28 protein-coding genes and 1 tRNA gene are annotated in these 24,758 nt (G+C 69.7%); 25 read left to right on the top strand and 4 right to left on the bottom strand.

Annotated elements, in window-relative coordinates:
- From D7V97_RS16160 to D7V97_RS16075, 18 genes are all read left to right on the top strand, one after another.
- Positions 1–1,514 (top strand): S1C family serine protease (locus D7V97_RS16160; RefSeq protein ID WP_147444826.1); only part of this gene is annotated, 1,514 nt, incomplete at its 5' end.
- 102 nt (positions 1,515–1,616) lie between these two features.
- A complete protein-coding gene (locus tag D7V97_RS16155; protein WP_120611537.1) occupies positions 1,617–3,380 on the top strand; it encodes a chloride channel protein in 1,764 nt (587 codons plus the stop codon).
- Complete coding sequence (locus D7V97_RS16150) at positions 3,381–3,632, top strand: hypothetical protein (RefSeq protein WP_120611533.1); 252 nt, start codon at positions 3,381–3,383, stop codon at positions 3,630–3,632. It begins immediately after the preceding gene.
- Between the two features lie 87 nt (positions 3,633–3,719).
- Positions 3,720–4,583: a sulfite exporter TauE/SafE family protein gene (locus tag D7V97_RS16145; protein ID WP_120611532.1), complete on the top strand. Its 864-nt coding sequence runs from the start codon at positions 3,720–3,722 to the stop codon at positions 4,581–4,583.
- Positions 4,580–5,050, top strand: a complete 471-nt coding sequence (locus tag D7V97_RS16140) for a DUF1634 domain-containing protein (protein WP_120611531.1) — start codon at positions 4,580–4,582, stop codon at positions 5,048–5,050. The genes D7V97_RS16145 and D7V97_RS16140 overlap by 4 nt, the downstream gene beginning before the upstream one ends.
- Positions 5,051–5,112: 62 nt before the next feature.
- Positions 5,113–5,592 carry a histidine phosphatase family protein gene (locus tag D7V97_RS16135; protein WP_120611530.1) on the top strand — a complete coding sequence of 160 codons (480 nt, stop codon included), beginning with the start codon at positions 5,113–5,115 and terminating at the stop codon, positions 5,590–5,592.
- Positions 5,593–5,782: 190 nt separating this feature from the next.
- Positions 5,783–6,472: a response regulator gene (locus tag D7V97_RS16130; RefSeq protein WP_120611529.1), complete on the top strand. Its 690-nt coding sequence runs from the start codon at positions 5,783–5,785 to the stop codon at positions 6,470–6,472.
- 102 nt (positions 6,473–6,574) lie between these two features.
- Entirely contained in the window at positions 6,575–7,837 is a 1,263-nt protein-coding gene (locus D7V97_RS16125; protein WP_120611528.1) for a porin, read from the top strand.
- Positions 7,838–7,876: 39 nt separating this feature from the next.
- On the top strand, positions 7,877–8,701 hold the full coding sequence (locus D7V97_RS16120; protein WP_120611527.1) for a phosphate ABC transporter substrate-binding protein: 825 nt from the start codon (positions 7,877–7,879) through the stop codon (positions 8,699–8,701).
- A gap of 58 nt (positions 8,702–8,759) precedes the next feature.
- Positions 8,760–9,755: a phosphate ABC transporter permease subunit PstC gene (pstC, locus tag D7V97_RS16115; RefSeq protein WP_199728830.1), complete on the top strand. Its 996-nt coding sequence runs from the start codon at positions 8,760–8,762 to the stop codon at positions 9,753–9,755.
- Positions 9,752–10,663 carry a phosphate ABC transporter permease PstA gene (pstA, locus tag D7V97_RS16110; RefSeq protein ID WP_120611526.1) on the top strand — a complete coding sequence of 304 codons (912 nt, stop codon included), beginning with the start codon at positions 9,752–9,754 and terminating at the stop codon, positions 10,661–10,663. The genes pstC and pstA overlap by 4 nt, the downstream gene beginning before the upstream one ends.
- Positions 10,664–10,708: 45 nt before the next feature.
- Positions 10,709–11,452: a phosphate ABC transporter ATP-binding protein PstB gene (gene pstB, locus D7V97_RS16105; RefSeq protein WP_120611535.1), complete on the top strand. Its 744-nt coding sequence runs from the start codon at positions 10,709–10,711 to the stop codon at positions 11,450–11,452.
- 25 nt (positions 11,453–11,477) lie between these two features.
- Positions 11,478–12,164: a phosphate signaling complex protein PhoU gene (phoU, locus tag D7V97_RS16100; RefSeq protein WP_120611525.1), complete on the top strand. Its 687-nt coding sequence runs from the start codon at positions 11,478–11,480 to the stop codon at positions 12,162–12,164.
- 90 nt (positions 12,165–12,254) lie between these two features.
- Complete coding sequence (locus tag D7V97_RS16095; protein WP_120611524.1) at positions 12,255–13,442, top strand: glycosyltransferase; 1,188 nt, start codon at positions 12,255–12,257, stop codon at positions 13,440–13,442.
- Between the two features lie 61 nt (positions 13,443–13,503).
- The gene (locus tag D7V97_RS16090) at positions 13,504–14,355 is read left to right on the top strand and encodes a metallophosphoesterase (RefSeq protein ID WP_120611523.1); all 852 of its coding nucleotides are present in this window, start codon (positions 13,504–13,506) and stop codon (positions 14,353–14,355) included.
- Between the two features lie 97 nt (positions 14,356–14,452).
- On the top strand, positions 14,453–14,836 hold the full coding sequence (locus tag D7V97_RS16085) for a response regulator (protein ID WP_208719065.1): 384 nt from the start codon (positions 14,453–14,455) through the stop codon (positions 14,834–14,836).
- A gap of 81 nt (positions 14,837–14,917) precedes the next feature.
- Entirely contained in the window at positions 14,918–16,201 is a 1,284-nt protein-coding gene (locus tag D7V97_RS16080) for a hemolysin family protein (protein WP_120611521.1), read from the top strand.
- A gap of 91 nt (positions 16,202–16,292) precedes the next feature.
- Positions 16,293–16,366: transfer RNA gene (locus D7V97_RS16075), tRNA-Arg, on the top strand.
- Between the two features lie 286 nt (positions 16,367–16,652).
- Here the strand turns inward: D7V97_RS16075 and D7V97_RS16070 are convergent.
- A complete protein-coding gene (locus D7V97_RS16070) occupies positions 16,653–18,299 on the bottom strand; it encodes a hypothetical protein (protein ID WP_120611520.1) in 1,647 nt (548 codons plus the stop codon).
- A gap of 481 nt (positions 18,300–18,780) precedes the next feature.
- On the opposite strand from D7V97_RS16070, the gene D7V97_RS16065 reads away from it, so the two are divergent.
- The 5 genes from D7V97_RS16065 to D7V97_RS16045 all read left to right on the top strand — a co-directional run bounded on the left by D7V97_RS16065 (position 18,781) and on the right by D7V97_RS16045 (position 22,376).
- On the top strand, positions 18,781–19,038 hold the full coding sequence (locus D7V97_RS16065; RefSeq protein WP_147444825.1) for a hypothetical protein: 258 nt from the start codon (positions 18,781–18,783) through the stop codon (positions 19,036–19,038).
- A gap of 192 nt (positions 19,039–19,230) precedes the next feature.
- Positions 19,231–19,452, top strand: coding sequence for a helix-turn-helix domain-containing protein (locus tag D7V97_RS46790; RefSeq protein ID WP_120611518.1), 222 nt, complete (start codon positions 19,231–19,233; stop codon positions 19,450–19,452).
- Between the two features lie 76 nt (positions 19,453–19,528).
- Complete coding sequence (locus D7V97_RS16055) at positions 19,529–20,572, top strand: hypothetical protein (RefSeq protein WP_120611517.1); 1,044 nt, start codon at positions 19,529–19,531, stop codon at positions 20,570–20,572.
- 11 nt (positions 20,573–20,583) lie between these two features.
- Positions 20,584–21,918: a DnaB-like helicase C-terminal domain-containing protein gene (locus D7V97_RS16050; RefSeq protein ID WP_120611516.1), complete on the top strand. Its 1,335-nt coding sequence runs from the start codon at positions 20,584–20,586 to the stop codon at positions 21,916–21,918.
- A 152-nt stretch (positions 21,919–22,070) separates the two neighbouring features.
- Entirely contained in the window at positions 22,071–22,376 is a 306-nt protein-coding gene (locus D7V97_RS16045) for a hypothetical protein (protein ID WP_147444824.1), read from the top strand.
- 21 nt (positions 22,377–22,397) lie between these two features.
- On the opposite strand, the gene D7V97_RS44650 is transcribed toward D7V97_RS16045, so the two are convergent.
- On the bottom strand, positions 22,398–22,550 hold the full coding sequence (locus D7V97_RS44650; protein WP_158623370.1) for a hypothetical protein: 153 nt from the start codon (positions 22,548–22,550) through the stop codon (positions 22,398–22,400).
- Between the two features lie 183 nt (positions 22,551–22,733).
- On the opposite strand from D7V97_RS44650, the gene D7V97_RS45930 reads away from it, so the two are divergent.
- Complete coding sequence (locus D7V97_RS45930; protein WP_233582869.1) at positions 22,734–23,153, top strand: hypothetical protein; 420 nt, start codon at positions 22,734–22,736, stop codon at positions 23,151–23,153.
- A gap of 2 nt (positions 23,154–23,155) precedes the next feature.
- Positions 23,156–23,524, top strand: a complete 369-nt coding sequence (locus D7V97_RS16035; RefSeq protein ID WP_120611514.1) for a DUSAM domain-containing protein — start codon at positions 23,156–23,158, stop codon at positions 23,522–23,524.
- Between the two features lie 7 nt (positions 23,525–23,531).
- Here D7V97_RS16035 and D7V97_RS16030 read toward each other — a convergent pair whose 3' ends face one another.
- Positions 23,532–23,810: a hypothetical protein gene (locus D7V97_RS16030; RefSeq protein ID WP_120611513.1), complete on the bottom strand. Its 279-nt coding sequence runs from the start codon at positions 23,808–23,810 to the stop codon at positions 23,532–23,534.
- A 2-nt stretch (positions 23,811–23,812) separates the two neighbouring features.
- Positions 23,813–24,758 (bottom strand): hypothetical protein (locus tag D7V97_RS16025; RefSeq protein ID WP_368668921.1); only part of this gene is annotated, 946 nt, incomplete at its 5' end.

The raw sequence follows: 24,758 nt of genomic DNA, 5'->3' as shown, positions 1-24,758 counted from the left end.
CCTCCGAGCCGCCCGCGCTGACTGCGCCCGCCGCCGCGCCCTTTTGCGAGGGCGAGTACGCGGACAGCTACAGCGCGCTGTCGCCCCAGGCCCGCGCCTTCGAGCAGTCGGTGAAGAAGAAGTACACGTACTGCGTGCGCAGCACCGCCGTGTACGAGTGCCTGTCCTACGGCGCGGAGGGCAACGTGCGGCGCTCGCGCACGCCGGTGTCCGCGCATGGCACCGCGTTCGCGTACCGGCAGCAGGCCGGGGAGACGCTGCTGCTCACCAACGAGCACGTCGTGGAGTGGCCGGACGTCACCAGCGACGCGCACCCGGTGGACGGCGTGCCCTCCGGCTGCAAGCGCGTGAAGGACGGGCTCTCCATCGTGGAGAACGAGGCGGACGCGTACGACCGCGATGACCTCCCGCTGTCCACGGCGGTGGTGGATCCGCAGCTGGACCTGGCCGTCCTCAAGTCGAAGGCCGCGCTGACGGTGCTGCCGTGGAAGGTGGGCCGGAGCTCTGGCCTGCGCGAGCGCGACGTGGTGGACGTGCGCGGCTTCCCCCTGGGCGTCTTCAACGCCACCAACATGGGCAAGGTCATCTCCGCCTACGACCGCGACGAGTACAAGGACTGGTACCACGACGACTTCGTCATCGACGCGCTGCTGTCGCAGGGCAACTCGGGCTCGCCCGTGCTCGCCATCTCCTGCAAGACGGGCGAGTTCGAGCTGGTGGGCGTCTACCACGCGGGCTACTCGCGCGGCAGCGCGCTCAACGTCGTGGTGGGGATTGATCAGGCGCGCGACCTGATGAACAACCTGCGCCGCACGCCCAAGCGCACCGAAGGGACGACGCCCCTGGATGCGCTGGCCCGCGCCCGCGTGGCGAAGCGCGCGGAGGTGTCCGCCACGCCCTTCTTCCCCTTCGGCTCGCGCATCGCGGCGGTGTTCCCGCGGGCGGACGGCACGCTGCTCTTCGCGCTGTATGGCCAGGACTTCCCGCGCCGCGTGCACCCGCTCGTCGTGCTGGAGGACCTGCCCGCGGGCTCGGTGGACGACGGCTTCGGTCGCGCGGGACGCGTCTGGTTCGGGGGCGAGCGCGGCCTGCTCGAACGCCCGCGCGCGGAACAGGACGCGGAGCTGCAACAGCAACTGGCCCGGCTGCTGGAAGCGCTGCGCCGGGACGCCACGCTCGCGTTCTCCTACCAGGATTCGCTGCCCTCCTCCGACGAGTCCCGTCAGACCTTCGACACGTCCGCCCGCCTCAACAAGACGCTGGAGCGGACCATCGTCGCGCACCGCGACCTGAGTGACGCCGCCGCCGAACTGGCGGACCGCTTCGCGCCGGACGTCACCGAGTCCGCGACCCGGACCGAGTCCGTGCTCAAGAACCCGCCGCCTCCCGGCATCCACCTGGGCCTCGCCTCCGAGCCTCGGGGCGGCGCCCCGGCGACCGCGCCACCGCCGCGGGACTCCAGCGCGCGCCAGCCCGCTCGCACACCAGGGGGCGGGGCCCCATCGCGCCGGTAGCCCGGCCGTCAACCTGTCGGACAGTCGGACAGGTTCGCGGGCGGGATGCACGGGCCCGGGAAGGCCCTTCGCGCCTTCCTACATTGGACAAGTGTGGAGGCCATGCCCGAACCCGCAGCAGGTGCCGTCCATCCCGACCTGAGGACGGGTGAGCCCTCCCCCTGGTTGCGGCGGATCCTCCGGAGCCTGTTGGGACAGGAGCGACGCTTCTGGGTGCTGGTGGTGGGCGTGGGGCTCATCTCCGGACTGGGCGCGGTGGCGCTCCTCGCGGTCCTTCGCTTCACCCAGCACCTGTTCTGGCAGAGCAACGCCGAGCACTTCCTCGAAGGGGCGCTCGCGTCGCCAGGCTGGCGCCGGTTCCTGGTGCCGGTGCTGGGCGGCGCGCTGGTGACGCTGGTGTCCCTGCTGGTGGGACAGCCCCTGCGCGGCCACGGCACCGCGGGCATCATCGAATCCATCTGGGTGAAGTCCGGCCGGCTGCCCTTCCCCCGTGCGCTGCTGCGCGGCTTCGTGTCCATCATCGCGGTGGCGCTGGGGGCTCCCCTGGGCCGCGAGGGCGCGCTCCTCCAGACGGGCGCGGCCAGCGGTTCGGCGCTGTCCGGGTGGCTGCGGCTGGGGCCGGGACAGGCGCGGGTCCTCGTCGCTTGCGGCGCTTCGGCGGGCATCGCGTCCGCGTACAACGTCCCCATTGGCGCGGCCCTCTTCGGGCTGGAGGTGCTGCTGGGCAGCTTCGCGCTGGAGCTCTTCGGCCCCATCGTCGTGTCGTGCGTGGTGGCGACGGTCGTGTCGCGCACCCTCATCGCGGATCACCCCAGCTACGTCATCCCCCACTACGCGCTCACCCACCCGCGCGAGCTGCTGCTGGCCCTCCTGCTGGGCGTGCTCGTGGGCGGGGCCTCCGCGCTCTACGTGCGGGGCATCAACGTCACCTCCGACCTGCTGGACCGCGTGCCCGCGTGGCTCGCGCCCTTCATGCCGCTGGTGGCGATGACGCTCGTGGGCGCCACCGCGCTCGCGGGGCCGTACCTCATGGGCAACGGCTACGACTCCGTGAACATGGCGCTGCATGGGACGCTGCCCCTGGCGATGCTGCTCATCCTGCCGGTCGCGAAGCTGGCGGTGACGTCGCTGTGCGCGGGCTCGGGCGTGCCGGGCGGGCTCTTCACCCCGTCCCTCTTCTTCGGCGCGCTGCTGGGCGGCGCGTTCGGAATGGTGGTGGAGCAAGTGCTGCCGGGCGGGGCACCCAGTGGGGCGTACGCGCTGCTCGGCATGGGCGCGGTGCTGGCCGGCACCACGCACGCGTCGGTGTCCGCGGTGCTGATGATCTTCGAGATGACGGGCGACTACGACCTCATCCTGCCGCTGATGCTCGCCGCGGTGGTGGCCGCCGTCGTCAGCCGCCACCTGGAGCCGGAGTCGCTCTACACCTCCGTGCTCGTGCGCCGCGACGTGCGCGTGCCAGCCTCCGTGCCGCACTGGCTGCGCGAGGAAGGCGTGCGATCATTGCTGTCGCCCGCCACGCAGCGGGTGCCGCCCTCCGCGCCCTTCGACGAGGTGGTGGTGCTGCTCCTGGAGCAGCCTCCGGGCGCGGACCTCTACGTCACCGACACGGAGGGGCGCCTGTTGGGCGTCATCACGCTGGACGCGCTCAAGGGCCACTTGCCGGACCACTCGCTGCTCCAGGCCACCGTGGCCGCGGACGTGATGGACACCGGCGTGCAGCCCATCACCCCGGACCTGTCGCTCGCGGAGGTGGCGTCGCGGTTCGGCCACACGCTGCTGGAGCGGCTGCCCGTGGTGGACCACGGCCGGCGCCTGCTGGGTTCGCTCTCCAAGGGCGACCTCCTCAAGCGGGGGCGCTTCTAGATGGAGCCCCGGGCGCGCGCGTGGAGCATCGTCGTGATGAGCGTCCTGTGCGGCGTGCTGGTCTACGTGCTGCTGCGCTCCCCGCCCCACGTGCGGCACCACGACCCCGAGACACCGACGCCCGAAGAGGTGTCCACCCAGGGGAACCCCTACCGGGGGTGGCCCCTGTTCCAGGGCTGGCCCCTCCCACAGCCTCCGGACGCGAAGCCGACGAAGCCGACGAAGCCCGTGGAGCCGCCCCCGGAGCGCTGAAGACCCTCCCCCTCCGGGGCGGACAGCGGCGACCAACCAGACAGGCTCCGAGTGAACCGGCTTGCATGCGGGGGGCGCGGGAGGAAGATGGCCGCCGCCTTGGACGCCACTCCGTTCAACTTCGTCGCCATCGTGTTGCTGGTCTCCATGGGCGCGGGCCTGTTGGGCTCGCTGTTGGGGCTGGGCGGTGGACTCATCCTCATCCCCGTCCTCACGCTCGTGCTCAAGGTGGACATCCGCTACGCGGTGGGCGCGTCCATCGTGTCCGTCATCGCCACGTCCAGTGGCGCGGCGGCGGCCTATGTGCGGGACGGCCTGGCCAACCTGCGCGTGGCGATGTTCCTGGAACTGGCCACCGTCGCCGGGGCCCTGACGGGCGCGCTGCTCGCGGGCATGGTGGGCGGACGCGCGCTGTACTTCCTCTTCGGCGCGGTGATGGCGTACTCGGCGCTCGCGATGCTGCGCAAGCTGCGCGAGGACGGTGGGCCTCGCGTGGAGCCGCCCCCGGATGCGCTCGCGGACCGGCTGGCCCTGCACGGCAGCTACTACGACGCGTCCACCGAGCGCGAGGTGACCTACCGCGTGCACCGGCCGCTCGCCGGCCTGGGCCTCATGTACCTCGCGGGCACGGTGAGTGGCCTGCTGGGCATCGGCTCCGGCGCTCTCAAGGTGCCGGCCATGGACCTGGCGATGAGGCTGCCCATCAAGGTATCCACCGCCACCAGCAACTTCATGATCGGCGTGACGGCGGCGGCGAGCGCGGGCATCTACTTCGCGCGCGGCGACATCGACCCGTTCATCGCCGGGCCCGTCTGCGTGGGCGTCACGCTGGGCGCGTTCGCGGGCTCGCGCTACCTGACGAAGCTCAAGAGCGGCTCCCTGCGCATGCTCTTCGTCGCCGTCCTTCTGTGGGTGTCATTCGAGATGCTGTCCAAGGGAATCCGCGGATGAGCACCCAGGCTCCCGAGTCCCTCCCTCCGCCGGAGACAACGGCCACGGCTGTCCATCCCGCGGTACATCCCGCGGTCCATCCGGAGACGGTCCCCCTCACGCCGGAGCTGCTGATCAGCCAGCTGCTGCGCGGCGGCGTCCTCCTGAGCATGTCGCTCGTCACGTGCGGCATGGTGATGACGTTCTTCCGGCACCCGGACTACTTCTCGTCGCCGGACGCGCTCCAGCGCCTCACCTCGCCGGACTCCGCGCCCCACCGGCTGGCGGACGTCTTCGAGGGCGTCCTCGCCGTGCGCGGTCAGTCCTTCGTGATGGCGGGCCTGCTGGTGATGATCACCGTGCCCGTGCTGCGCGTGGCCCTGTCGCTGGGCATCTTCCGCGCGCAGAAGGACCGCACCTTCTCCGCCATCACCACCGGCGTGCTCGCGCTGCTGCTGCTCGCGTTCCTCCTGGGAAGCGTGGAGTAGCCAACGCGGTTCGCGCATTCGTCACAGACGCGCGCGGAGGGAACGCCCTACAACGCGCGCCCATGGCCGACCAGGACCTGCCCCTGCTCTTCGTGCGCCACGCCGTGGCCGAGGACTCCCACGTGCTGGGCGATGAGGCCCGCGCCCTCACCTCGCAGGGTCGCGCCGCGTTCCGCCAGCACGCGCGCAAGCTCGCGAAGCTCACCCCGCTCATGGGCATCATCACCAGCCCCCTGGTGCGCGCGGTGCAGACCGCGGAGCTGCTCGCGGAGGCCCTCTGTCTGTCCCACGTGGAGGTCCATCCCGCCCTCATGCCCATGAAGGGCGCGGCCCGCCGGGTGCTGCGGCTCGCGCGCGACGTGGGCCCGGGTTGGGCGCTGGTGGGACACAATCCCTCCCTGGAGCGCGCCGTCGCACACGCGCTGGGCCAGGCACTGCCAGACAAGTTGAGAAAGGGCTGCGCGGTCGCCCTGCGGGCCGAGGGGCGTGACTTCACCCTGCAATGGATGGCGGCGCCCGGACGTTCCCTGCGGCGTTCGTGAGCTGTGTTTCCAACGCAAGGGTTTGAAAAAGCCGCCGGACAGCACGAGTCCCCGGGTGCCGCGCACGGCGAGGATGCCGCGCGTGACATCACCGGGAGATACGAAGCAACCGTTCGCGCGGTGGACGTGACGCACTTGTTGCCGGCGCGTCACGTCGCCGAGAACGGACTGGCGCACAGTACGCGGCGTCATGGCCCACGTACTCATCGTCGACGACGAGCGCGACCTCGCCGAGCTCATCGACTTCAACCTGCGAGGCGCTGGCTTCTCCACGCGCCTGGCCTTCACCGGGGAGGCAGCGCTCGCCGCCGCGCGCGAGCAGTCCCCGGACGTGGTGCTGCTGGACCTGATGCTGCCGGACCTGTCCGGCATCGAGGTCTGCCGCCACCTGCGCGCCAACTCCCAGCTGCGTGACGTGCTCATCGTCATGCTCACCGCCAAGAGCGAGGAAGGGGACCGCATCCGCGGCTTCGAGGTGGGCGCGGACGACTACGTCGTCAAGCCCTTCTCCGTGCGCGAATTGGTGCTGCGCCTGAAGGCCATCCTCCGGCGCTCCGCCGCGCCCAAGGACAGCACGCCTCCATTGGCCCTGGGCCCGCTGCGCCTGGACGTCACCGCGCACCGCTTCTACGTGGACGGCCAGGAGACCTCCCTCACCGCGCTGGAGTTCCGCCTGATGGAGCACCTGATGGCGCGGCTGGGCCGGGTGCAGACCCGGGAGCAGCTGCTGGAAGAGGTGTGGGGCCTGTCCAGCGCGCTGGAGACGCGCACCATCGACACGCACGTCATGCGGCTGCGCGACAAGCTGGGCAGCGCGCGCGCCCTCCTGGAGACGGTGCGGGGCGTGGGCTACCGCATCGTGGACCCCGCCGCCGGATAGCTCCCTCCCCGTTACCCATTTGTCACGCAAGGGCCGTCAAACAGCCACATGGGCACCGTAGATCGTCACCCGTTCTCGACGCCGGGACCCGACGACCCTTCTATGCGCCCACTCCTCGTTGCCTTCTCCCTGTTGACCTCCAGCGCCGCCATGGCCCAGGCCGCCTCCTCCCAGGAGCAGCTCCCGCCCCCGCCGGCCTCCGAGCCGCGTGAGGCCGTGCAGCCGCCCGCCACGGAGCCCCAGCAGCCCCCGGCCAACGCCTACTCCGTACCGGAGGGCTCGCCCTCCATCGACGAGCGCCTGTCCGCGGACGAGCACCGCGTGGAATCCCTGGAGGAGCAGAACACGGAGACGAAGAACGACCTGTCCGCCCTCAAGAAGCTGCGCTTCTCCGGCTACATCCAGTCCCGCTACCAGTACCAGGAGCCGCTGGACGACACCGGCACGGGCGGCTTCAGCCGCTTCACCGTCCGCCGCGGCCGCCTGAAGGCGACCTACACCGGCGACCTGGCGCAGTTCATGCTGCAGATCGACGCGGTCCCTGCGGGCGTGACGCTGCGCGACGCGGAGGCCACCCTCTTCATCCCGGGCACGAAGCAGCAGCTGTCCCTCACGATGGGCCAGATGAAGTGGCCTTTCGGCTATGAGGGCCCGCAGTCCTCCAGCGACCGCGAGTTCCCCGAGCGCAGCCGCGTGGTGCGCAACATGCTCCCCAGCGAGCGCGACCGCGGCGCCAAGGTGAACGGCCGCTACAAGTTCCTGCGCGTGTCGGCGGGCGTCTTCGACGGTGCCGGCACCGACAGCGGCACGACCCAGGACAACGACAAGGAGAAGGACATCATCGGCCGCGTGGGCTTCGACCTGAAGTGGATCGCGGGCGGCGTCTCCGGCTGGTACGGCCAGGATCTGGGCAAGCTGCCCACGGACACCTTCCGCCGCGCGTATGACCGCAGCCGCCTTGGCGCGGACCTGCAGGCCTACTTCGACGTGGTGCCCCTGGGCGGCACGTCGCTCAAGGGCGAGTTCATCGCGGGCCGCACCTACGGCGCCGCCAACAACGCCACCCACCTGGATGTGCCCGCGCACGGCTGGTACCTGCTGCTCGTGCAGAACATCGGACTCAACGACGCGGTGGCCGTGCGCTACGACACCTTCGACCCGCACAACGGTCAGGCGAACACCGCGAACGGGGATATGCCCGGCGCCGACAACGCCGTCGATACCCTGGGCGTCGTCGTGCAGCACCACTTCGGGGAGAACCTGAAGGTCTCCGCCACCTACGAGCTGCCGATGACCCAGGTCGTCGCCCAGGCATCGGACCCCAAGGACAATCTGTTCACCCTCCAGATGCAGGCGCGTTTCTAGCGCTGTCGCTTCACTGAATCGCTTTCAAGGAGCCACTCCATGAAGAAGACCCTGCGCTCAAGCCTCGTCGCTCTCGGCCTCACCCTCCTCCCGCTCGCTGCCCAGGCAGGCACCGTGACGGTGAAGGGCTCGGACACCATGGTCATCCTCGCCCAGCGCTGGGCGGAGGCGTTCATGAAGAAGAACCCGTCCATGAAGATCCAGGTGACGGGCGGCGGCTCCGGCACGGGCCTGGCGGCCCTGCAGAACGGGACCACCGACATCGCCATGTCCAGCCGCGAGATGAAGGAGGCGGAGGAGGAGAAGCTGCGCGCCCGCTACAACACCCCACCCACCCAGTTCTCCGTGGCGAAGGACGGCGTCACGTTCTACGTGAACGAGGCGAACAAGGTGGACACGCTCACGGTGGAGCAGCTCAAGGCCATCTACCTGGGTGACACCGAGTCGTGGAAGGCCGTGGGCGGCGCGGACGCCCCCATCGTCCTGTACTCGCGCGAGAACTCCTCCGGCACCTACGTGTTCGTGAAGGACACCGTGCTGGGCGGGGATGACTTCGCCTCCGCGGCCCAGACGCTCCCCGGCACCGCCGCCGTCGTCAACGCGGTGTCCAAGGAGAAGAACGGCATTGGCTACGGCGGCGCCGCGTACGCCAAGGGCATCAAGGAGCTGAAGATCAAGAAGGGCAACGAGGCGTTCGCCCCCACGGCGGAGAACGTGAAGAGCGGCAAGTACCCGCTGTCGCGCGACCTGTTCTTCTACCTGCGCAACAAGCCGTCCGGCGACGTGAAGGCCTTCATCGACTTCGCGCTGTCCGCGGAGGGTCAGGCCATCGTCACCCAGGTCGGCTACTTCCCTGTGAAGTAGTCACCGTCACACGATTGTCACCCGGCGCGAGGGCTCCATGTTGGATAGACAGGCCGTCATGCAGGAGCAGGACCTCGCGCCCCCGGTGGCGCTGCCCATGCTGTCGCCCGCGGCCCGGCGACGGCAGCTGAAGGAGAAGGTCATCGCCTGGGTCATCACGGCGGTGGCCTTCACGGGCATCGCCGCGCTGGTGCTCATCCTCGTCTTCGTGGCGAAGGAGGCGCTGTCGCTCCTCACCGACGCGGCGGCGCGCGAGGAGGCGAGCTTCTCCAAGATGTTCCTGCCGCAGCTCGTGCGGAAGGGAAAGCCGCTGGCCTACGTGTGGCAACCGGTGTCCGGGGTGCCCAAGGTCAGCATGATTCCGCTGTTCATCGGCACGCTGAAGACGACGGCGGTGTCCATGCTGGTGGCGGTGCCGCTGGGCATCTTCGGCGCGCTGTTCGCCGCGGAGTTCGCCCCCCGGCGCCTGCGCGAAGTGATCAAGCCCACCATCGAGCTGCTCGCCGGCATCCCCTCCGTGGTGCTGGGCTTCTTCGCGCTGATGGTGATGGCCACCTTCCTCCAGGACACCTTCGGCTTCACCTCCCGCCTCAACGCGGTGGTGGCGGGGCTGGGGCTGGCGCTGGCCATCGTGCCCGTCATCTTCACGGTGACGGAGGACGCGCTCACCGCCGTGCCGCGCAGCTACCGCGAGGCGTCCCTGGCGCTGGGCGCCACGCCCTGGGAGACGGCGTGGAAGGTGGTGCTCCCGGCGGCGGCGCCCGGCATCCTCGCCGCGTGCGTGCTGGGGTTCGGGCGCGCCATCGGTGAGACGATGATCGTCCTGATGGCCTCCGGCAACGCGGCCATCACGTCCGCCAACCTGGGCGACTCCGTGCGCTCGCTGTCGGCGACCATCGCCGCGGAGATGGGCGAGGTGGTGGTGGGCAGCCCCCACTACGCGCTGCTCTTCTTCATCGGCGTGGAGCTGTTCCTCTTCACCTTCGTGCTCAACATGCTCGCCAGCGTCTGGACCAAGAAGGTCATCCAGCGACTCAAGGGAGGTGCCGGGTGAAGCACGCCACGCGCCGTGTGGTGGGCCTGTCGCTCGTGTCGCTCACGGGGCTGGCCGCGTTCGTCATCGTGGCGATGCTCGCCCTCATCCTCCTGGACGTGGTGAAGGGCGGCGCAAGCCACCTGTCCTGGAAGTTCCTCACCGAGGCCCCCACCGACGGGATGATGGGCGGCGGCATCTTCCCCGCCCTCTTCGGCACGGCCGCGCTCACGCTCCTGATGACGGTGGCGGTGATGCCGGTGGGCGTGCTGACCGCCGTGTACCTGCACGAGTACGCGCCACCCAACGGCCGCATGGCGCGTCTGGTGCGCGTGGCGGTGGCGAACCTGGCGGGCGTGCCGTCCATCGTCTTCGGCCTCTTCGGCCTGGGCTTCTTCATCCTCTTCGTGGGCAAGGGGATGGACCGCGCGCTGGGCTACGAGGAGCTGCACTGGGCGCAGCCGGGCATCCTCTGGGCGTCGCTCACGCTGGCGGTGCTCACCCTGCCCGTCGTCATCGTGTCCACGGAGGAGGCGCTGCGCGCCGTGCCCCTGGACCACCGCACCGCGAGCCTCGCGCTGGGGGCCACCCAGTCCCAGACGCTGGCGCGGGTGGTGTTGCCGGGCGCGCTGCCGGGCATCCTCACCGGCGCGGTGCTGGCCATCTCCCGGGGCGCGGGCGAGGTGGCGCCCATCCTCTTCACCGGCGCGGCGTACTTCCTGCCGGACCTGCCCACGAGCCTCAACTCGCAGTTCATGCACCTGGGCTACCACACGTACGTGCTGGCCACGCAGTCGCCGGACGTGGAGGCCACGCGTCCGCTGCTGTATGCGACGGTGATGGTGCTGCTGCTCCTGACCTTCACCTTGAACCTCGTCGCGGTCCTCATCCGCACGCGCACGCGCCGCAAGGCCGCGAGCGGCCACTGACGTCCCCCTTCCATGCCCCCTACCTCCGCCACCCCGCGCAACAAGATGGAGTCCCGGGAGCTCACCCTGCGCTACGGCAGCAAGGTGGCCATCAACCAGGTGAGCCTGGGCATCCCCGAGCACAAGGTGACCGCGCTCATCGGCCCGTCCGGCTGCGGCAAGTCCACCTTCCTGCGCTCGCTCAACCGGATGAATGATTTGATTTCAGGCGCGAGCCACGAAGGCAGCGTGTACCTGGACGGCCGCAGCATCCATGACCGCGCCCTGGACGTGGTGGACCTGCGCCGGCGCGTGGGCATGGTCTTCCAGAAATCCAACCCGTTCCCCAAGTCCATCTTCGAGAACGTCGCCTACGGCCTGCGCGTGGGCGGCCTCAAGGACAAGGCGAAGCTCCAGGCGCGCGTGGAGAAGTCGCTGCGCGGCGCGGCGCTGTGGGACGAGGTGAAGGACCGGCTGGACGAGAGCGCCCTGGGGCTGTCCGGCGGCCAGCAGCAGCGCCTGTGCATCGCGCGCGCGCTCGCGGTGGAGCCGGAGGTGCTGCTGATGGACGAGCCCGCGTCGGCGTTGGATCCCATCGCCACGGCGAAAATTGAAGAGCTCATCCACGAGCTCAAGTCCACGTACACCATCGCCATCGTCACCCACAACATGCAGCAGGCCGCGCGGGTCAGTGACCAGACGGCTTTCTTCTACATGGGCGAATTGGTGGAGTGCGGTGCCACGGAGCAGATCTTCACCAACCCCCGCGAGAAGCGCACCGAGGACTACGTCACCGGGAAGTTCGGCTGAACCCAGCACGACGGAAAGCAACGACATGGCAGCCACGCACACCGACAAGGCATTCGAGCAGGACCTGCGCAACCTGCGCGAGAAGCTGCTCGCCATGGGGGCCAAGGTGGAGGCCCTCGTCGCGCAGAGCGTGCGCGCGCTCACCGACCGGGACTCGGCCCTGGCGGAGAAGGTGGTGGGCGCCGACCGCGAGGTGAACCGGCTGGAGGTCGACATCGACGACCTGTGCCGCCGCATCCTCGCCCTGCGCCAGCCGGCCGCCAGCGACCTGCGCCTCATCACCACGGCGCTGAAGATCGTCACCGACCTGGAGCGCATTGGCGACCTCGCCGTGAACATCGCCGAGCGATCCATGGACCTGAACCAGGTGCCGCCCCTGGCGCCCTACGTGGACACGCCGAAGCTGGCGGACCTGGCGCAGCAGCAGGTGAAGAAGGCGCTGGACGCGTTCGTGTCCGGCGACGCGGCGAAGGCGGAGGAGGTCCTCAAGGGGGATGACCTGCTGGATGCCCTCTTCCTGAAGATCTTCAACGAGCTGCTGGCGTACATGATGGAGGACTCGCGCAACATCCGCCGCGCCACGGCGTTGATGTTCATCGCGAAGCACCTGGAGCGCGTGGGCGACCACGCGCTCAACGTCGCGGAGATGGTCATCTACATGGTGCGCGGCAAGGACGTGCGCCACCCGAAGAGCCGCGACATCACCGAGTAGCCGCGCGCTTCACGGCGGTGTCACGGCGAGTTGGCCGGCCCGCCGTGTCGCCGCCCCGGTCCCGCCATGGGGCTTCCGTAGGGTGGCGACATGCTCATCGCATCCAGCCTCCTCCTGGCCGCGTCCGTCGTGGGCCTCCTGGCCCTGGTCCTCCAGGCGCTGTTCGTGCGCCGCCACCGCCGCGAGCCTCCGGCGATCCCCACCTCGTACCCGGGCCTGTCCATCCTCAAGCCGCTGTGCGGCGTGGACGACGACCTGGAGGCGAACCTGGAGCAGTTCGCGCGGCTGGGCTACCCCCACTACGAAGTCCTCCTGGGCGTGAAGGACGCCAGCGACCCGGCCTGGGCGGTGGCGAAGGCCGCTCAGGCGAAGTGGCCCCACGTCATGCGCGCGGTGCTCCAGGTGGGCGAGCCCGGCCTCAACCCGAAGGTGAACCAGCTCGTGACGCTGTCGTCCGAGGCCCGGTACGACCTGTGGGTGGTGAGCGACAGCAACACCCGCGTGGGCGAAGGCTACCTGGAGGAGATCGCCGCCGCCTTCGAGGACCCCACGGTGGGCTGCGTGACGCACCCGGTGGCGGGCCTGGGCGAGACGACGTTCGGTTCGCTCCTGGACAACCTGCACCTGTCCTCCAGCGCCGCGGCGGGGATGATCGCCGCGAAGCACCTGGCGGACCGGGACATCGTGGTGGGCAAGTCGATGGCGCTGCGGCGCGAGGACGTGGAGTCGCTGGGCGGCTTCTTCTCCGTGAAGGACGTGCTCGCGGAGGACTACGTCATTGGCCAGTGGGTGACGCGCAAGCTGGGCAAGCGCGTGTGGCTCGCGCGCTCGCCCGTTTTCAACGTGTCCCTGCGCAAGAGCGTGGACGCCTTCTTCCAGCGCTACCTGCGCTGGAGCGTCATCCACCGCACAGCGGTATCGCCCTCGACGTACGTGGCGCAGGCGCTGCTCAACCCGGTGCCGCTCGCGGTGCTGGGGGTCCTCCTCCACCCGACGGCCTTGACGGCCTGCGCGGCGATGACGGTGGCGCTGGGCAAGGTCTGTGTGGACGTGGCGGTGTTCCGCGCGCTGCGGCCCCAGCCGGTGGCGGCGCGGGCCGCGGCCGCGGTGCTGGTGAAGGACGCGCTGCTGTTCGCCGCGTGGTGGCACGGCGCGTTCCGGCGCACGGTGGACTGGCGCGGCACGCGGTTGCGCGTGGTGTCAGGCACGCGCCTGGTGCCGATGCGGGCCCGGACATCGCCCTCGGAGGCATGGATCACCGGCAACGAGGCAGGTTGAACGCTTGAAGCCCAACTTTTGGTGAACGTTCGTGCACGGACCCTCGCCTCACCTTCACGCGATGCCTATTTCCTTGATCATGCCCTTCCTGAAGCTGGCCCATCTTTCGGATCTCCATCTGGACATGAGCCGCGAGAGCGACGCCGCGGCGTCCTCACTGGTGAAGGCCCTGGTGGCCCAGGACGTTGATCACGTGGTGGTGACGGGAGACCTCACGCACCGCGGCGCCAACGCCGAATTCCAACGCTTCCGCGAACACTTCGCGCCCTTCATGGAGACCGGACGCCTCACCTTCATCCCAGGCAACCACGACCGTCCTGGCGAGGACGTGGGCAGCCGGTTCATGGAGGGTCGCAAGGTCCACACGGTGGAGAAGCCAGGCCTCTACATGGTCTGCGTGGACTCCACCGGTGAACACAACCGGAACTATTTCTCCAGCCATGGCGAGTTGACGGATGACGTCGTGGCGCAGGTGGAGCAGGCATTGGCCACCGCGCCGCCCGACGTGCTCGTCGCGGTGCTGCTGCACCACCACGTGCTGCCCCTGCCGCTGGAGAGCTTCCCGGAGTGGATCGCGACGAAGGTGGGTCTGCCGCACGCGTCGGAGCTGGCGCTGGGGAAGACGCTGCTGGAGCGCGTGAGCGGCAAGTGCGACCTGGTGCTGCACGGCCACCGGCACATCCCGCACGAAGTGGACCTGGGGCCTCCCGGTGAGCGCTCCCTGCGCGTCTTCAATTCGGGCAGCAGCACGGACCTGGGACGCTTCCGCGTCTTCAGTCACCTGGCCGGTCGGCTGGTGGGCGAGCCGTCGTGGTGTCAGGCGGCGGAGCCGGCGAAGCCGCGCACGGCGGTCCACAACGTGAGGCCCGCGCTGCAATATCTGGTGGGTCAGCTGGGCATGGCGCTGTTCTAGCGCCTGGCCGGCTGCCTGCTGAAAGGAGGCATACGACACGGAAGTGTCGCGAATGCCGGTGGGCCCTTGGAAGGTTGTCCTCAGGTCAGGAGGATGCTTGGGTCGACTCGCTGTGAGTGACGGAGCTCGGAAGGTCCTGGTCGTGGATGACGACGCGGACTGGCGGGAGTTTCTCCGGGTGAGCCTGGAGGACCTCGGCTATGAGACCACCGAGGCGGCGGATGGCCAGGAGGCGCTGGACTCGCTCAAGCGAGGGGAGCGCTTCGGGGTCATGTTGCTGGACCTGAACATGCCGGGAATGAGCGGCCTGGAGGTGGTGGAGAAGCTGCCGCGGGTGTCGACGAACCCGCGCATCGTCTTCCTCACGTCGGCGGCGGCCCAGGACGTGGGCAGCGCGCTCCTGTCGGGTCCCCACTACTACCTGCCCAAGGGAGCGAGCCGCGACCAATTGTCCCTCCTCCTACAGTCCTTGGGGGTGTAGGACAGCAGGCGTCGTCCGCCGCGGGCCCGGGCGGACCCAGCCAGGAGGGCCGCCATCGTCACGGAGCTCATCATCATCCTGCTGCTGGTCCTGGCCAACGGCGTCTTCGCGGGCGCCGAGCTGGGCCTGCTGTCGGTGCGCAAGACGCGGCTGAAGGAGCTGCTGGAGCAGGGCAGCAAGTCCGCCCACGCGGTGTCCGCGCTGCGCGATGATCCGGAGCGGCTGCTCGCCACGGTGCAGATTGGCATCACGGTGATTGGCGCCACGGCGGCGGCCTTCGGCGGCGCGAGCATCGCGCAGCGGCTGGGCGGCGTGCTGGAGGGCATGGGCGTGCCGGCGGTGACGGCGCACCAGGTGTCGCTGGGGCTGGTGGTGGCGCTCGTCTCGTACCTGTCGCTGGTGCTGGGGGAGCTGGTGCCCAAGTCGCTGGCGCTGCGCTACTCGGAGCAGTACGCGCTCACGCTGGGCCGGCCGCTCAAGGCCGTGGCGTGGGTGATGCGGCCGCTGGTGTGGTTCCTCACGGCCAGCTCCAACGTGGTGCTGAAGCTCTTCGGGGACAAGACGAACTTCACCGAGTCGCGGCTGTCGCCGGACGAGTTGCAGCAGCTGGTGGAGGAGGCGTCGAAGCAGGGCACGTTGGATCCGCGCGCGGGAGAGATCGCCTCGCGGGCCTTCGAACTGGGGGACCTGACGCTGGGCGAGGTGATGGTCACGCGCGAGCACGTCGTCGCGCTCCGCCGTCACGCGAACTCCGACGAGATCCGCCAGGTGCTCCTGGAGCACGGGCACTCGCGGATGCCGGTGTACGAGGGCACGCTGGACAACGTGGTCGGCTACATCGTGGCCAAGGACCTGTTGGGGGTGGCCTGGGAGGGGCACCTCATCGTGCTGGAGGACGTGCTGCGCCCGCCGCTGTTCCTGGTGGAGTCCATGCGCGCCATCGCGGCGATGAAGGAGATGCAGCGTCGGCGCATGCAGCTCGCGGTGGTGGTGGACGAGCACGGCGGCGTGGTGGGGCTGGTGACGGTGGAGGATCTGGTGGAGGAGCTCGTGGGGGAGATCCTCAGCGAGTCGGAGATGCCCGAGGAGCGCGTGCGGCGCGAGAGCCCCACGCTCGCGGTGGTGCAGGGCGAGGCGAGCCTGCGGGAGGTGAACCGCGCGCTGGGCCTGGAGCTGGAGGAGAGCGAGGACTACTCCACCGTCGCGGGCCTGTGCATCGCGCTGGCGGGCGGCGCGATTCCAGAGCCGGGGGCGAAGCTGCCCATGCCGGATGGGACGGTGCTGGAGGTGATGGAGGCGTCGCCGCGCCGGGTGCGCGAGGTGCGCTTCCACCTGCCGGCGCAGCCGGTACAGCCGGTGGCCTGACGGCCATGCAACGGTCCCCCGGCGGCCGTGGATTGCGTGCTTGCGTCGCTCTGGGACTTCGGTTACTCCTCCCACACCGGAAGTCAGTCCTGCGCGATTAGCTCAGCTGGATAGAGCGTTGGCCTCCGGAGCCAAAGGCCGCAGGTTCGAATCCTGCATCGCGCGCAGAGATAAGGGCCCGGAATCGTAGGGGTTTTTCCCCACCGATTCCGGGCCCTTCGTATGTCCGGGGCTGCCGTGTAAGCCCAGTGCAAGTTCCCAGCGCAGCTCAGCGCGCCTGCTCCGCCAACGCCCAGGGGGTTGAGCAAGGTGGTGTGAGGACAAGGCCCGGCGCTCGCTCCTCACCTGCTCCTCCCGGCCCCCGCAGCTGCCCCCAGCGCCATCACGTTCACCCGCTCGCCGCAGATGCTCCAGTAGCGGTGCACACGGCGTGCGACGTGCTCCGGGTTCTTCATCGCGGCACCCGCAGCAGCCGCCCGTTCGTGGCGATCCACACGCGGGCTTGGCCATCCACACCCACGGCGAAGGGCTGCGATGGATCCACCTCCAGCGTCCACCCCGGCCCCGAGGTGCGCAGCAGCGTGACGGCGCCCGTGCCGTAGCCCCCGCCAGCGCCAGCGCCCCAGTCTCCCCACACCACGAGCGCCCCGTCGGAGCCCACGGGCAGCGCCTGCACCATCGCGTGGCTCATGACGAAGCCATCCTGCGTGGCCAGCACCTCCAGCGGCACTGGGCCCGTGCTGGGGCGGAGCAACCAGGTCCTAGCGGGGTGGCCCCCCGATGGGGCGGTCGTGGCCAGCAGCAGCCCGCCGACCGTCACCAGCGCGCGCATGGAGCCAGGCGGCGTCCAGGCCGTGGTGCAGGTGCCACCCTCGACGATGGGACAGGCCACCAGTCGCCGCCCTTGCGTGTCCTCAAGCGCGAGGTACGCCACGTCCCCCAGCATGACGCCGAGCTGCTGGGCCGGGAACGGCAGGGCGGGCGTGGCGTCGATGATCCGGCCCGTATCCGCGTTGAAGGTCTGGACCACCGCAGCGGCCCCAGTCGAGGCGTACGTCCACACCAGCGCGCGCACCACCGTACGGCCGGCGCTGGTGGTGACGGCCGGCGCGCTCAACCCAAAACCCAGCGTCCAGGTCGCCCAGGCGATGGCACCCGTCGGGCCCACGAAAGACAGCTGCGAGCCCGAAGTGAGGACGCCCGTGCCGCCGGGGAGCTCCAACAGCGAGGCCATGCCTCCAGGCCGCCCTCCCACCACCACGCCATTGGTGGCAATCGCACCGCCTTCGGGCAGATACGGGCTCCAGGCCCATGCCGCCGAGGCGCGCACGGCGGCCGTGCAGTAGTACGGGGCGGCCTGTACCGACACCACGCCGAGGCCTGACGCGGTACCTCGCAGTGACACCACCTCGGACTGCCCGGCACTTCCGAGCGCGCAGCCCCGCACCCGAGCCACTTCTCCCGACGCGGCGGCCTCCACGCTGATGCCACCGGCGAAGTCCCGACCTGCGGGAAGGGCCACCACCGCGTCAGCGCGCCACCTGTCCCCCGTGTCCACCGCTACCGAAGTGGCCTCGCGGCCATCCGCGCACACCACCTGCAACGTCAGCGTCCCGCTACCGCGTGCCCCGACACCCGGGAGCAAGGCGCTGCTCAGGGATGCGCTGCCGGCGAGGACGGGCGCCACCGCCTGGACGACTTGCCCGTCGATGAGGAGCCGGGCACTCGCGAGCTGCGCGCACTCAGCCACGGACCACCGCACCCACAGCGTGCCAGGCCCGCTCGCGGCCTCGGAGTAGGCGGCAAGCTCCACCGTCACGGAAGGAGGAGGTTCGGGCGGGAGGCCCGCGTCGGGGGAGCCGGCATCAGGAGAGCCAGCGTCCATCTCGGGCCCCGCGTCCACTCCTCCTCCGCCCGCGTCGGTGGGGCCCGCGTCTACCTCGACCACCCGGGGCATGCCCGCGTCGGGCTCGGCGCGCGGCAGCAACGCCGGGACGGCGTATTCACGCCCGCCACATGCGCCGAGGACAACCAACAGCAGGCAGACGGGTGCAACGCGGCCCAGCGAGCGGCTGGCCGAAGCGATGACGGCGAACATTGAGGGAACCCCCTGGTGAGGTCCCGCTTTGTACTCATGCGAATTGCAAGTGTCAATACAATGTATGTACGACGCAAGCGATCGTCATGCCACGCACATCGTGGTCATTGCATCACGCGGCGCCGCATCTTCTCGATATCCAAGTGGGTGACGAGGTGCTGCGCTCTTGGTGCCGGCTTGTGCGAGCGCAAGCTCCCGGCCGCAGAACGCACTGCGCAGGCCGCTGGGCGCACGGGGTCCGCCCGTGCTGTCCCGGGGCGAGCGTGGTCACATGAGCGGAACTGCTCCTTGAGCGCGACATCGGGCAGCCGGTCCGTCGCGATGATGCCGGCCTCCGGATGGTGCGGGACCTGTCCGAAGGTCGGGTGAGAGGGAAACAGCCCAGACAGGATCGGACGTGGCGGATTCTCCGTATGTTCGATGTGCATACGCCGTAACGCATGGCAGGGGCAGCGCACGACGTAGTAAGTGGGGCTAGCCCATGGCCAAGAAGCCCAAGACCTACAGAATGGCGCCCGATGTGGCGGAGTACCTCGCGCGGCACGCGGCTGACGAGGAGGTCTCCGAGACCGCGACGGTCGAAGAGTCCGTGCGTTTGGTGCGCGATCTGCGCGAGGTGCTGGGTGCCGACTGGCACGAACTGGTACGGCGCGCGGCGGTTGCGAAGACGAGCGTGGGCCAGGTGCTCGGGGAACTGGCTCAAGCCGACCTCGCTGGCTCTCCGCGAAAGCGCCGGTAGGGGGAATGCTGCTGCCTGGGGCTCAGCCACTTGGATGGGACGAACGGCAGCGCGCGTCTCCCGTCACCCACAGGGCAAGTATCTCGTAAAGACCTGATATTGCTGGGCATTTTTGCTATTGACATTCGCAATTCAAATGAGTATTGTTGATTCTAATTGTCAAGATGCAGCCACCTGGGCATATTCCGGGGAATGCATCCGACTGCCTATCGCAACCTCCTTTTGATTCCCCAGGTCGTCCTCGCCGGGGAGTTGGGGATAACGCAGGGCCACCTGAGCCGGATTGAGCGCGGCATCCGTACGCCCAGCGCAGCCCTCATTCGGCGCATCGTCTCGGTTACGGCAGGTCGGGTGAGCGCAGACGATCTCCTAAGCCTCTCTGCACCTTCGGTCCTCGTGGAGACCGCGAAGTGACGGACTCCGTGGAGGCCGGCACGGTTGGAGAGCATCGTAAATGTCTGGACATCGCCCCTGCCGAGGAGGCGTAGCCATGGCACGCATCCGCTCCATCAAGCCAGCGTTCTGGGCTTCCGAGGCATTGGCTACCCGTCTGTGCGGCCCTGACGGGCGACAGGCCCGACTGCTCTTCATCGCCCTCTGGAACCATGCGGAGGACCACGGGGTCTGCCGGGCGGCGCCCAACCTGCTGAGGTCCGTGGCCTTCCCCTACGACGACGACGTGACCTCGGCAGACGTGAGCCGGTGGCTCGGGATGCTGGACGACGGCCGGTTCATCGTCCGGTACGAGCGCGACGGATCCTCGTACCTATGGGTCCGCAGTTTCGACGAGCACCAGAAGATCGACCGGAAGAGCAAGACGACCTTGCCCGAGCCCTCGCACGAGGAGAAGTCGGCGAGTTCGAGGGCTCGACGAGGGCTCGTCGAGCCCTCGCTTCAGGAAGGGAAGGGAAGGGAAAGGAAGGGAGAGGATGTTGCCGTTCCGGTCAGCGCGCCTCCGGCGCCTGCCCCTCTAGCTCCAACGCCCTCCACCACTCCCTCTGCTGGCGAAAGAATGGTGGTTCAGGTGTTCCCGGCGGCGCATGGCGCGCCGGTCCAAGTGGAGTTCCCAGATACAGCTGCCAGCGTCACCGCGAAGGGTCAGCGGGAGGCGCGGGTGCCCAAGGCGGCCCGGGATAGCAAGCACACTCCTCAGTCGGACCCGCGCCACGCGCCGCTCAAGGAGGCCCTGGTGCGCGCTCCGAAGGACGAAGGCGCGCCACCCTACGCCTTCCGCGGGGGCCGGGATGGGAAGGCCGTCAGCGAGTTGCTTGGGATGGCCGACCAGGACCCGGCCACTCGCGGCGAGCTGGCGCCGGCGGAGGTGCTGCGCCGGTGGCGCATCGGTCGCGCTTGGCGCGGCTTCCCCGAGTGCACGGACCTCGGCGCGCTTGCTACGCACTGGAATCGCTATTCCCAGCCCCAGGCGGGTGGAGGCGCCGGTCCGCCCGGCTCCAGGGGAGACAAACCCCGCCTCGACCCTCGCCCGTCCAACTCCCCCGCGCCGGCGCCCGCCGGTGACAAGCCCCGTCTGTGATTGGAGTCGTCATGCTGCGCAACCACGATGCCGAGAAGGCAGTCCTCGGATGCGTCCTCGCCGGGCGCGCTACCCTCGACGACTGCGGATTACTGGCAGCCGAGGACTTCGACCACCCCATGCACCGGGACGTCTGGGCGGCGGTCCTCCGCGTCCACGCCGCGCGGAAGCCCATTGACGGATTGGCCGTCGCGGAGGCGCTGCACGCAGCCGGGAAGCTCGCGGCCATCGGCACCGGCGTCATGGACTTGGAAGAGTCCTGCCCCATCCTCGCGCACGCCGCGTCCTACGCCGAGATGGTGCGGCAGGCGGCCATGGCCCGGCGGCTGGACGCGATGCTCACCGATGCGGCGCGGGCGAACCGAGCCGGCACCCCACCTGCCGAGGTGGCCCTCGCGGCATCCGCGAAGTTGGCGCAACTGAGTTCGGCGGTCCGTGAGCGACGGCGCACCTTCCGCGACGCGATGGAAGTCACGCTCGAGCGGTTCCACGACATCCGCGCCGGGGGGTACGAGCACTACATCCCCACCGGCATCGACGTCTGGGACGAGCTCCTGGGAGGCATGGAGCGCGGGAAGCTGGAGTTGCTCTGTGCCTACCCGTCCGTCGGCAAGGGCGCGGTCGCGGGGCGCATCCTCCTCAACCTCGCCCAAGCGAGCAGGAAGGCGAGCCTCTTCTCTCTGGAGGATCCGGAAATCTGGCTGCCGAAGCGGTACTTGGCGGCGGCGAGCGGGGTTCCGGTGCGCCGCCTCATGGAGGCCCAGCGGCTCTCGGTGCACGACGAGAACAACATCGAGCACGCGGTGATGCAGTCGCGCGAGTGGGGCGAGAACCTCCTCATCGACGACCGGAGCGGACTCACCGCGGAGCAGATTGGCGTGGCCGCGCGACAGGACGTCGTGCAGCACGGCGCGCAGGTCATCGTCGTCGACAATGCCTCGGAGATCGACATCGCCAGCGGCGACGACAGACACGATGTGCGTACAGCGAATGCGGTGCGCGTACTTCGCAACGTGGCCAAGGACCTGAACGTCCCGGTGTTGCTCCTCATGCACTTGAAAAAGAGCGGCAACACGACGAAGGAGCCGCGATTCATCCGCCCCAACACCGAGCTGCTCAAGAACTCCGGCGCCTTCGCGGAGGCAGCCCGGAAGATCGTCGCACTCTGGCTCGACGAAGACGACAAGGACAGCATCATAGGAACGGTGCTGAAGCAGACGGAGGGCGAGAAGGACATCGACTTCGCCATGCCCTTCCACGCGTCGGCGGGCCTCGTGAGGTCGAAGGGGGGGCGCAAGCGCCAGGGCGATACCGGGTATTCCGAAGACGCGCGAGGTGCCGCATGACATGCCCTAGGCACAAGCTGGAGGCCAACCCCGCTCCGCCCTCCGGGAGACGCACGCAGAGTGGCACGCCCCACTCCCTCTCAACTCCCACTCGGGATTCGCTCGGCGCGCAACCAGCACCCCATCGCCCCTGCCACCAGCTCGTCACGACGGTGAAGGCGACCAATGGCAAAGAGGGCGCCACGGCCGCACTCAAGCGAGACGAGGCGTCGGGCTTGCTGCGCAGCTCAGGCGGCTACGTCATCTACTTCCGGGCGGAGTGCGCCGATGCGCATCTTCTGGCCCAATTGGGCGTCCGCGACGTCGAGCAGGAGGACTACCTCCCCCCGGACACCCGCCCGCAGTGCTCCGCCCCGACGCTCGGCGGCCGGTGCCGACAGCCAGCTCTGGACGGCGGTTGGTGCGCGGCGCACTTTGCGGACGCATTGTTGCCCGCTCCAGCGGATGCCCTGCGGTGATTGACGACCTACGCGATGGACTCACGAAGGAGCGAGTGGCGCGGGCCCGTGGCGAAGAGGCTCCACGACGTCCACCAGCGTGACGTCGTACGGTTCCAGGGGCAGGGCCCCTGACGCGAAGGCCGAGGTGCGGTCCGTGTCCGTGGAGCCCACGTCCGAGTACCCCGTGCTCATCGTTGTGCGCGGTACCTTCGACGTGAAGCCTGGGGACCGGCTGGAGGTGGTGTCCGTACCGGCAACGAACTGCCCGCCTTCATCGCGTGGACGATGTCCTCTGGGTCGGCCTGTGCGTGCGGCCCCGGGCCTCCCTCCCGGGAGTGATTCACATCCGGCCCAAACGAGGCTAATCCGGCATGCGTGCACAAGAAGAACATCCAACGAATGGGCATGCTGGCGGTGGCCGTGTTCGCGCTGGTGATGACCGGCTGCAGCGGCGGCGCGCACGTCCAGGCCAGAATCGCGCCGGTCTACCTGGCACAGGCGCAGTGCGGGCCTACCGACTCCACGGTGAGTTGCTGCGTGAAGACGCACCCGACGACGCCCGAGCGCTGTGGCGCCACGGAGATGGAGGCGGCGGACATCCTCTTCTCCGGAAAGGCGGCATCGGAGTTGGCCAAGCGCGACATCCCCGAATGGAAGCGCTCCTGCCTGGAGGACTACGTGAAGTGCCAGGAGGAGGACTGGCTGGGTCCCTGCTACGAGTGCTTCCGGTACTGCGAGGGACAACAGGGAGATTGGCCGCGCGACAAGTGCCGTCGCAGGAAGGAAGACCCCTGAGCATGTCCGAAGACATCGACTGGGATCCGGTGCGGGAGTTGGCCGCCCGCGTCGAGGCAGGCGAAGCGCTGACGCTCACGCCGGAGGTGCGCAAGCTGCTGCTTCGCACGGCTCGCGAAGTGGCGATACCAGAGCCCGACGCGCAGGCGGCCGTCCAAGACGTAGGCGCCGCCACCGCCTTGCTGCATGAGGCCCGGGCTCGCATCCGGGACGGCTCCCGGCGGTTGTCGCTCACGGAGATGAGGGCCCGGGACCTCGCCCGCGCAGGGGATGTCGTGGGGGCGCGGAAACTCCTTGAGGACCTGATCGCCGTGGAGGTGGTGCCCCTCTACCGGGAGGAGGCGAAGCTGGCGCTTGAGGAACTGGACTGACGGTCGGTCATCTGCACCGCGCGCACAACACCAGCCACTGCTTCCGGAAGTGCCCCCCGCGAGCCGACTCCTCCAGCAGCAGCGTGCCCTCGCGTGGAGCCACCGCCGCACCGCACCGGCACTTCCCAGCCTTGAGGTTGGGGCGCCTACCTTGCGCTGCCCCGGCGCACTCCAGGTGCCGCGTGCCGGTGGCTGCGGAGTACTCCACGTACTCCCCCTTCAGGATGCGCCCACCGCACCCTTCGGCCGTGCACGTGCCGGCCTTCTTCGTGACGATGATGGGCACGGCTACCCGTCCACCGCGGTGAGCGCCAAGCAGAGCTGGGCGCCCTGCTTCTTCGGGTGCATTCGCGCATCCCGGGGCGCCGCCGCGCGCGGACGGCGCACGTCACCTGCGGTGCGCACGGGCAGCTCCGGCCCATGCCCCAGGGCGTCGAGCGCTGTGCGAAGCCGCCTCAGCCCCTGCGCGCGCAGCTTGCGCACCTGCGCCACCGGCAGGCGCAGCTCCTGCGCCACCGTGCGCTCCGTCGATTCCTGTCCGTTGGCCCGGCCCATGCCCACCAGGGCCTGCACCACCACGCGCTGCATGCGGGGCAGCCGGTACAGCGCCCCCAGCGCGGCCTCCCGCTCGGCCACCAGCGCCAAGCGCGCGGACGTCGTGTCCACCAGCCCCAGCCGCGCCTCCACGTTCGCCGCGCTCGTGTCCGGCCGCGCGTCACAGCCGGACAGGAGCTGCTCCAAGGAGACCGTGGAGATGGAGCCCTCGCCCAGCGCGTGCACCGCGGCGCCCTCCATACCCTGGCGGCGCAGCGCCTCGGACACCGGCACGCCCTCAGCATGGGCCGCGCGCTTCGCCTTGGACAGCTTCCGCCGCGCATGCCGGGTGACGTGGACGGCACTGCGCTCCACCACCGCCGCGCGCTCCATGGCCTGCTTCGCCAGGCGCAGCACGTAGGCCGGGTAGAGGCAGCGGCCCGGCGCGCGCCCTGGGGTGAAGCGACGCCACGCCTTGCACGTGGCCAGCAGGCCTTCCTGCTCGAGGTCCTCCGCGCTCACCTTCCACCGACGGGAGACTGCGCCGGCCGCGCGCGCCAGGTGCGGCCGCACCAGTTGGGCGAGGCGCCCCTCCGCGCGGCGCTGCTCGGGGCAGCCGTCCGGCAACTCGCGCAGAAGGAAGAGGAGGGACTCCATCTCCTCCGCAGGAGAGGGCGCCGACGGCAGGCCGGGCGGGGGC

Origin of the sequence: Corallococcus sp. CA053C (genome assembly GCF_003611675.1) — a bacterium.
GTDB lineage: Bacteria > Myxococcota > Myxococcia > Myxococcales > Myxococcaceae > Corallococcus.
The sequence above is the reverse complement of the archived record's forward strand: the minus strand, read 5'-3'. Positions and strand labels throughout refer to the sequence as shown.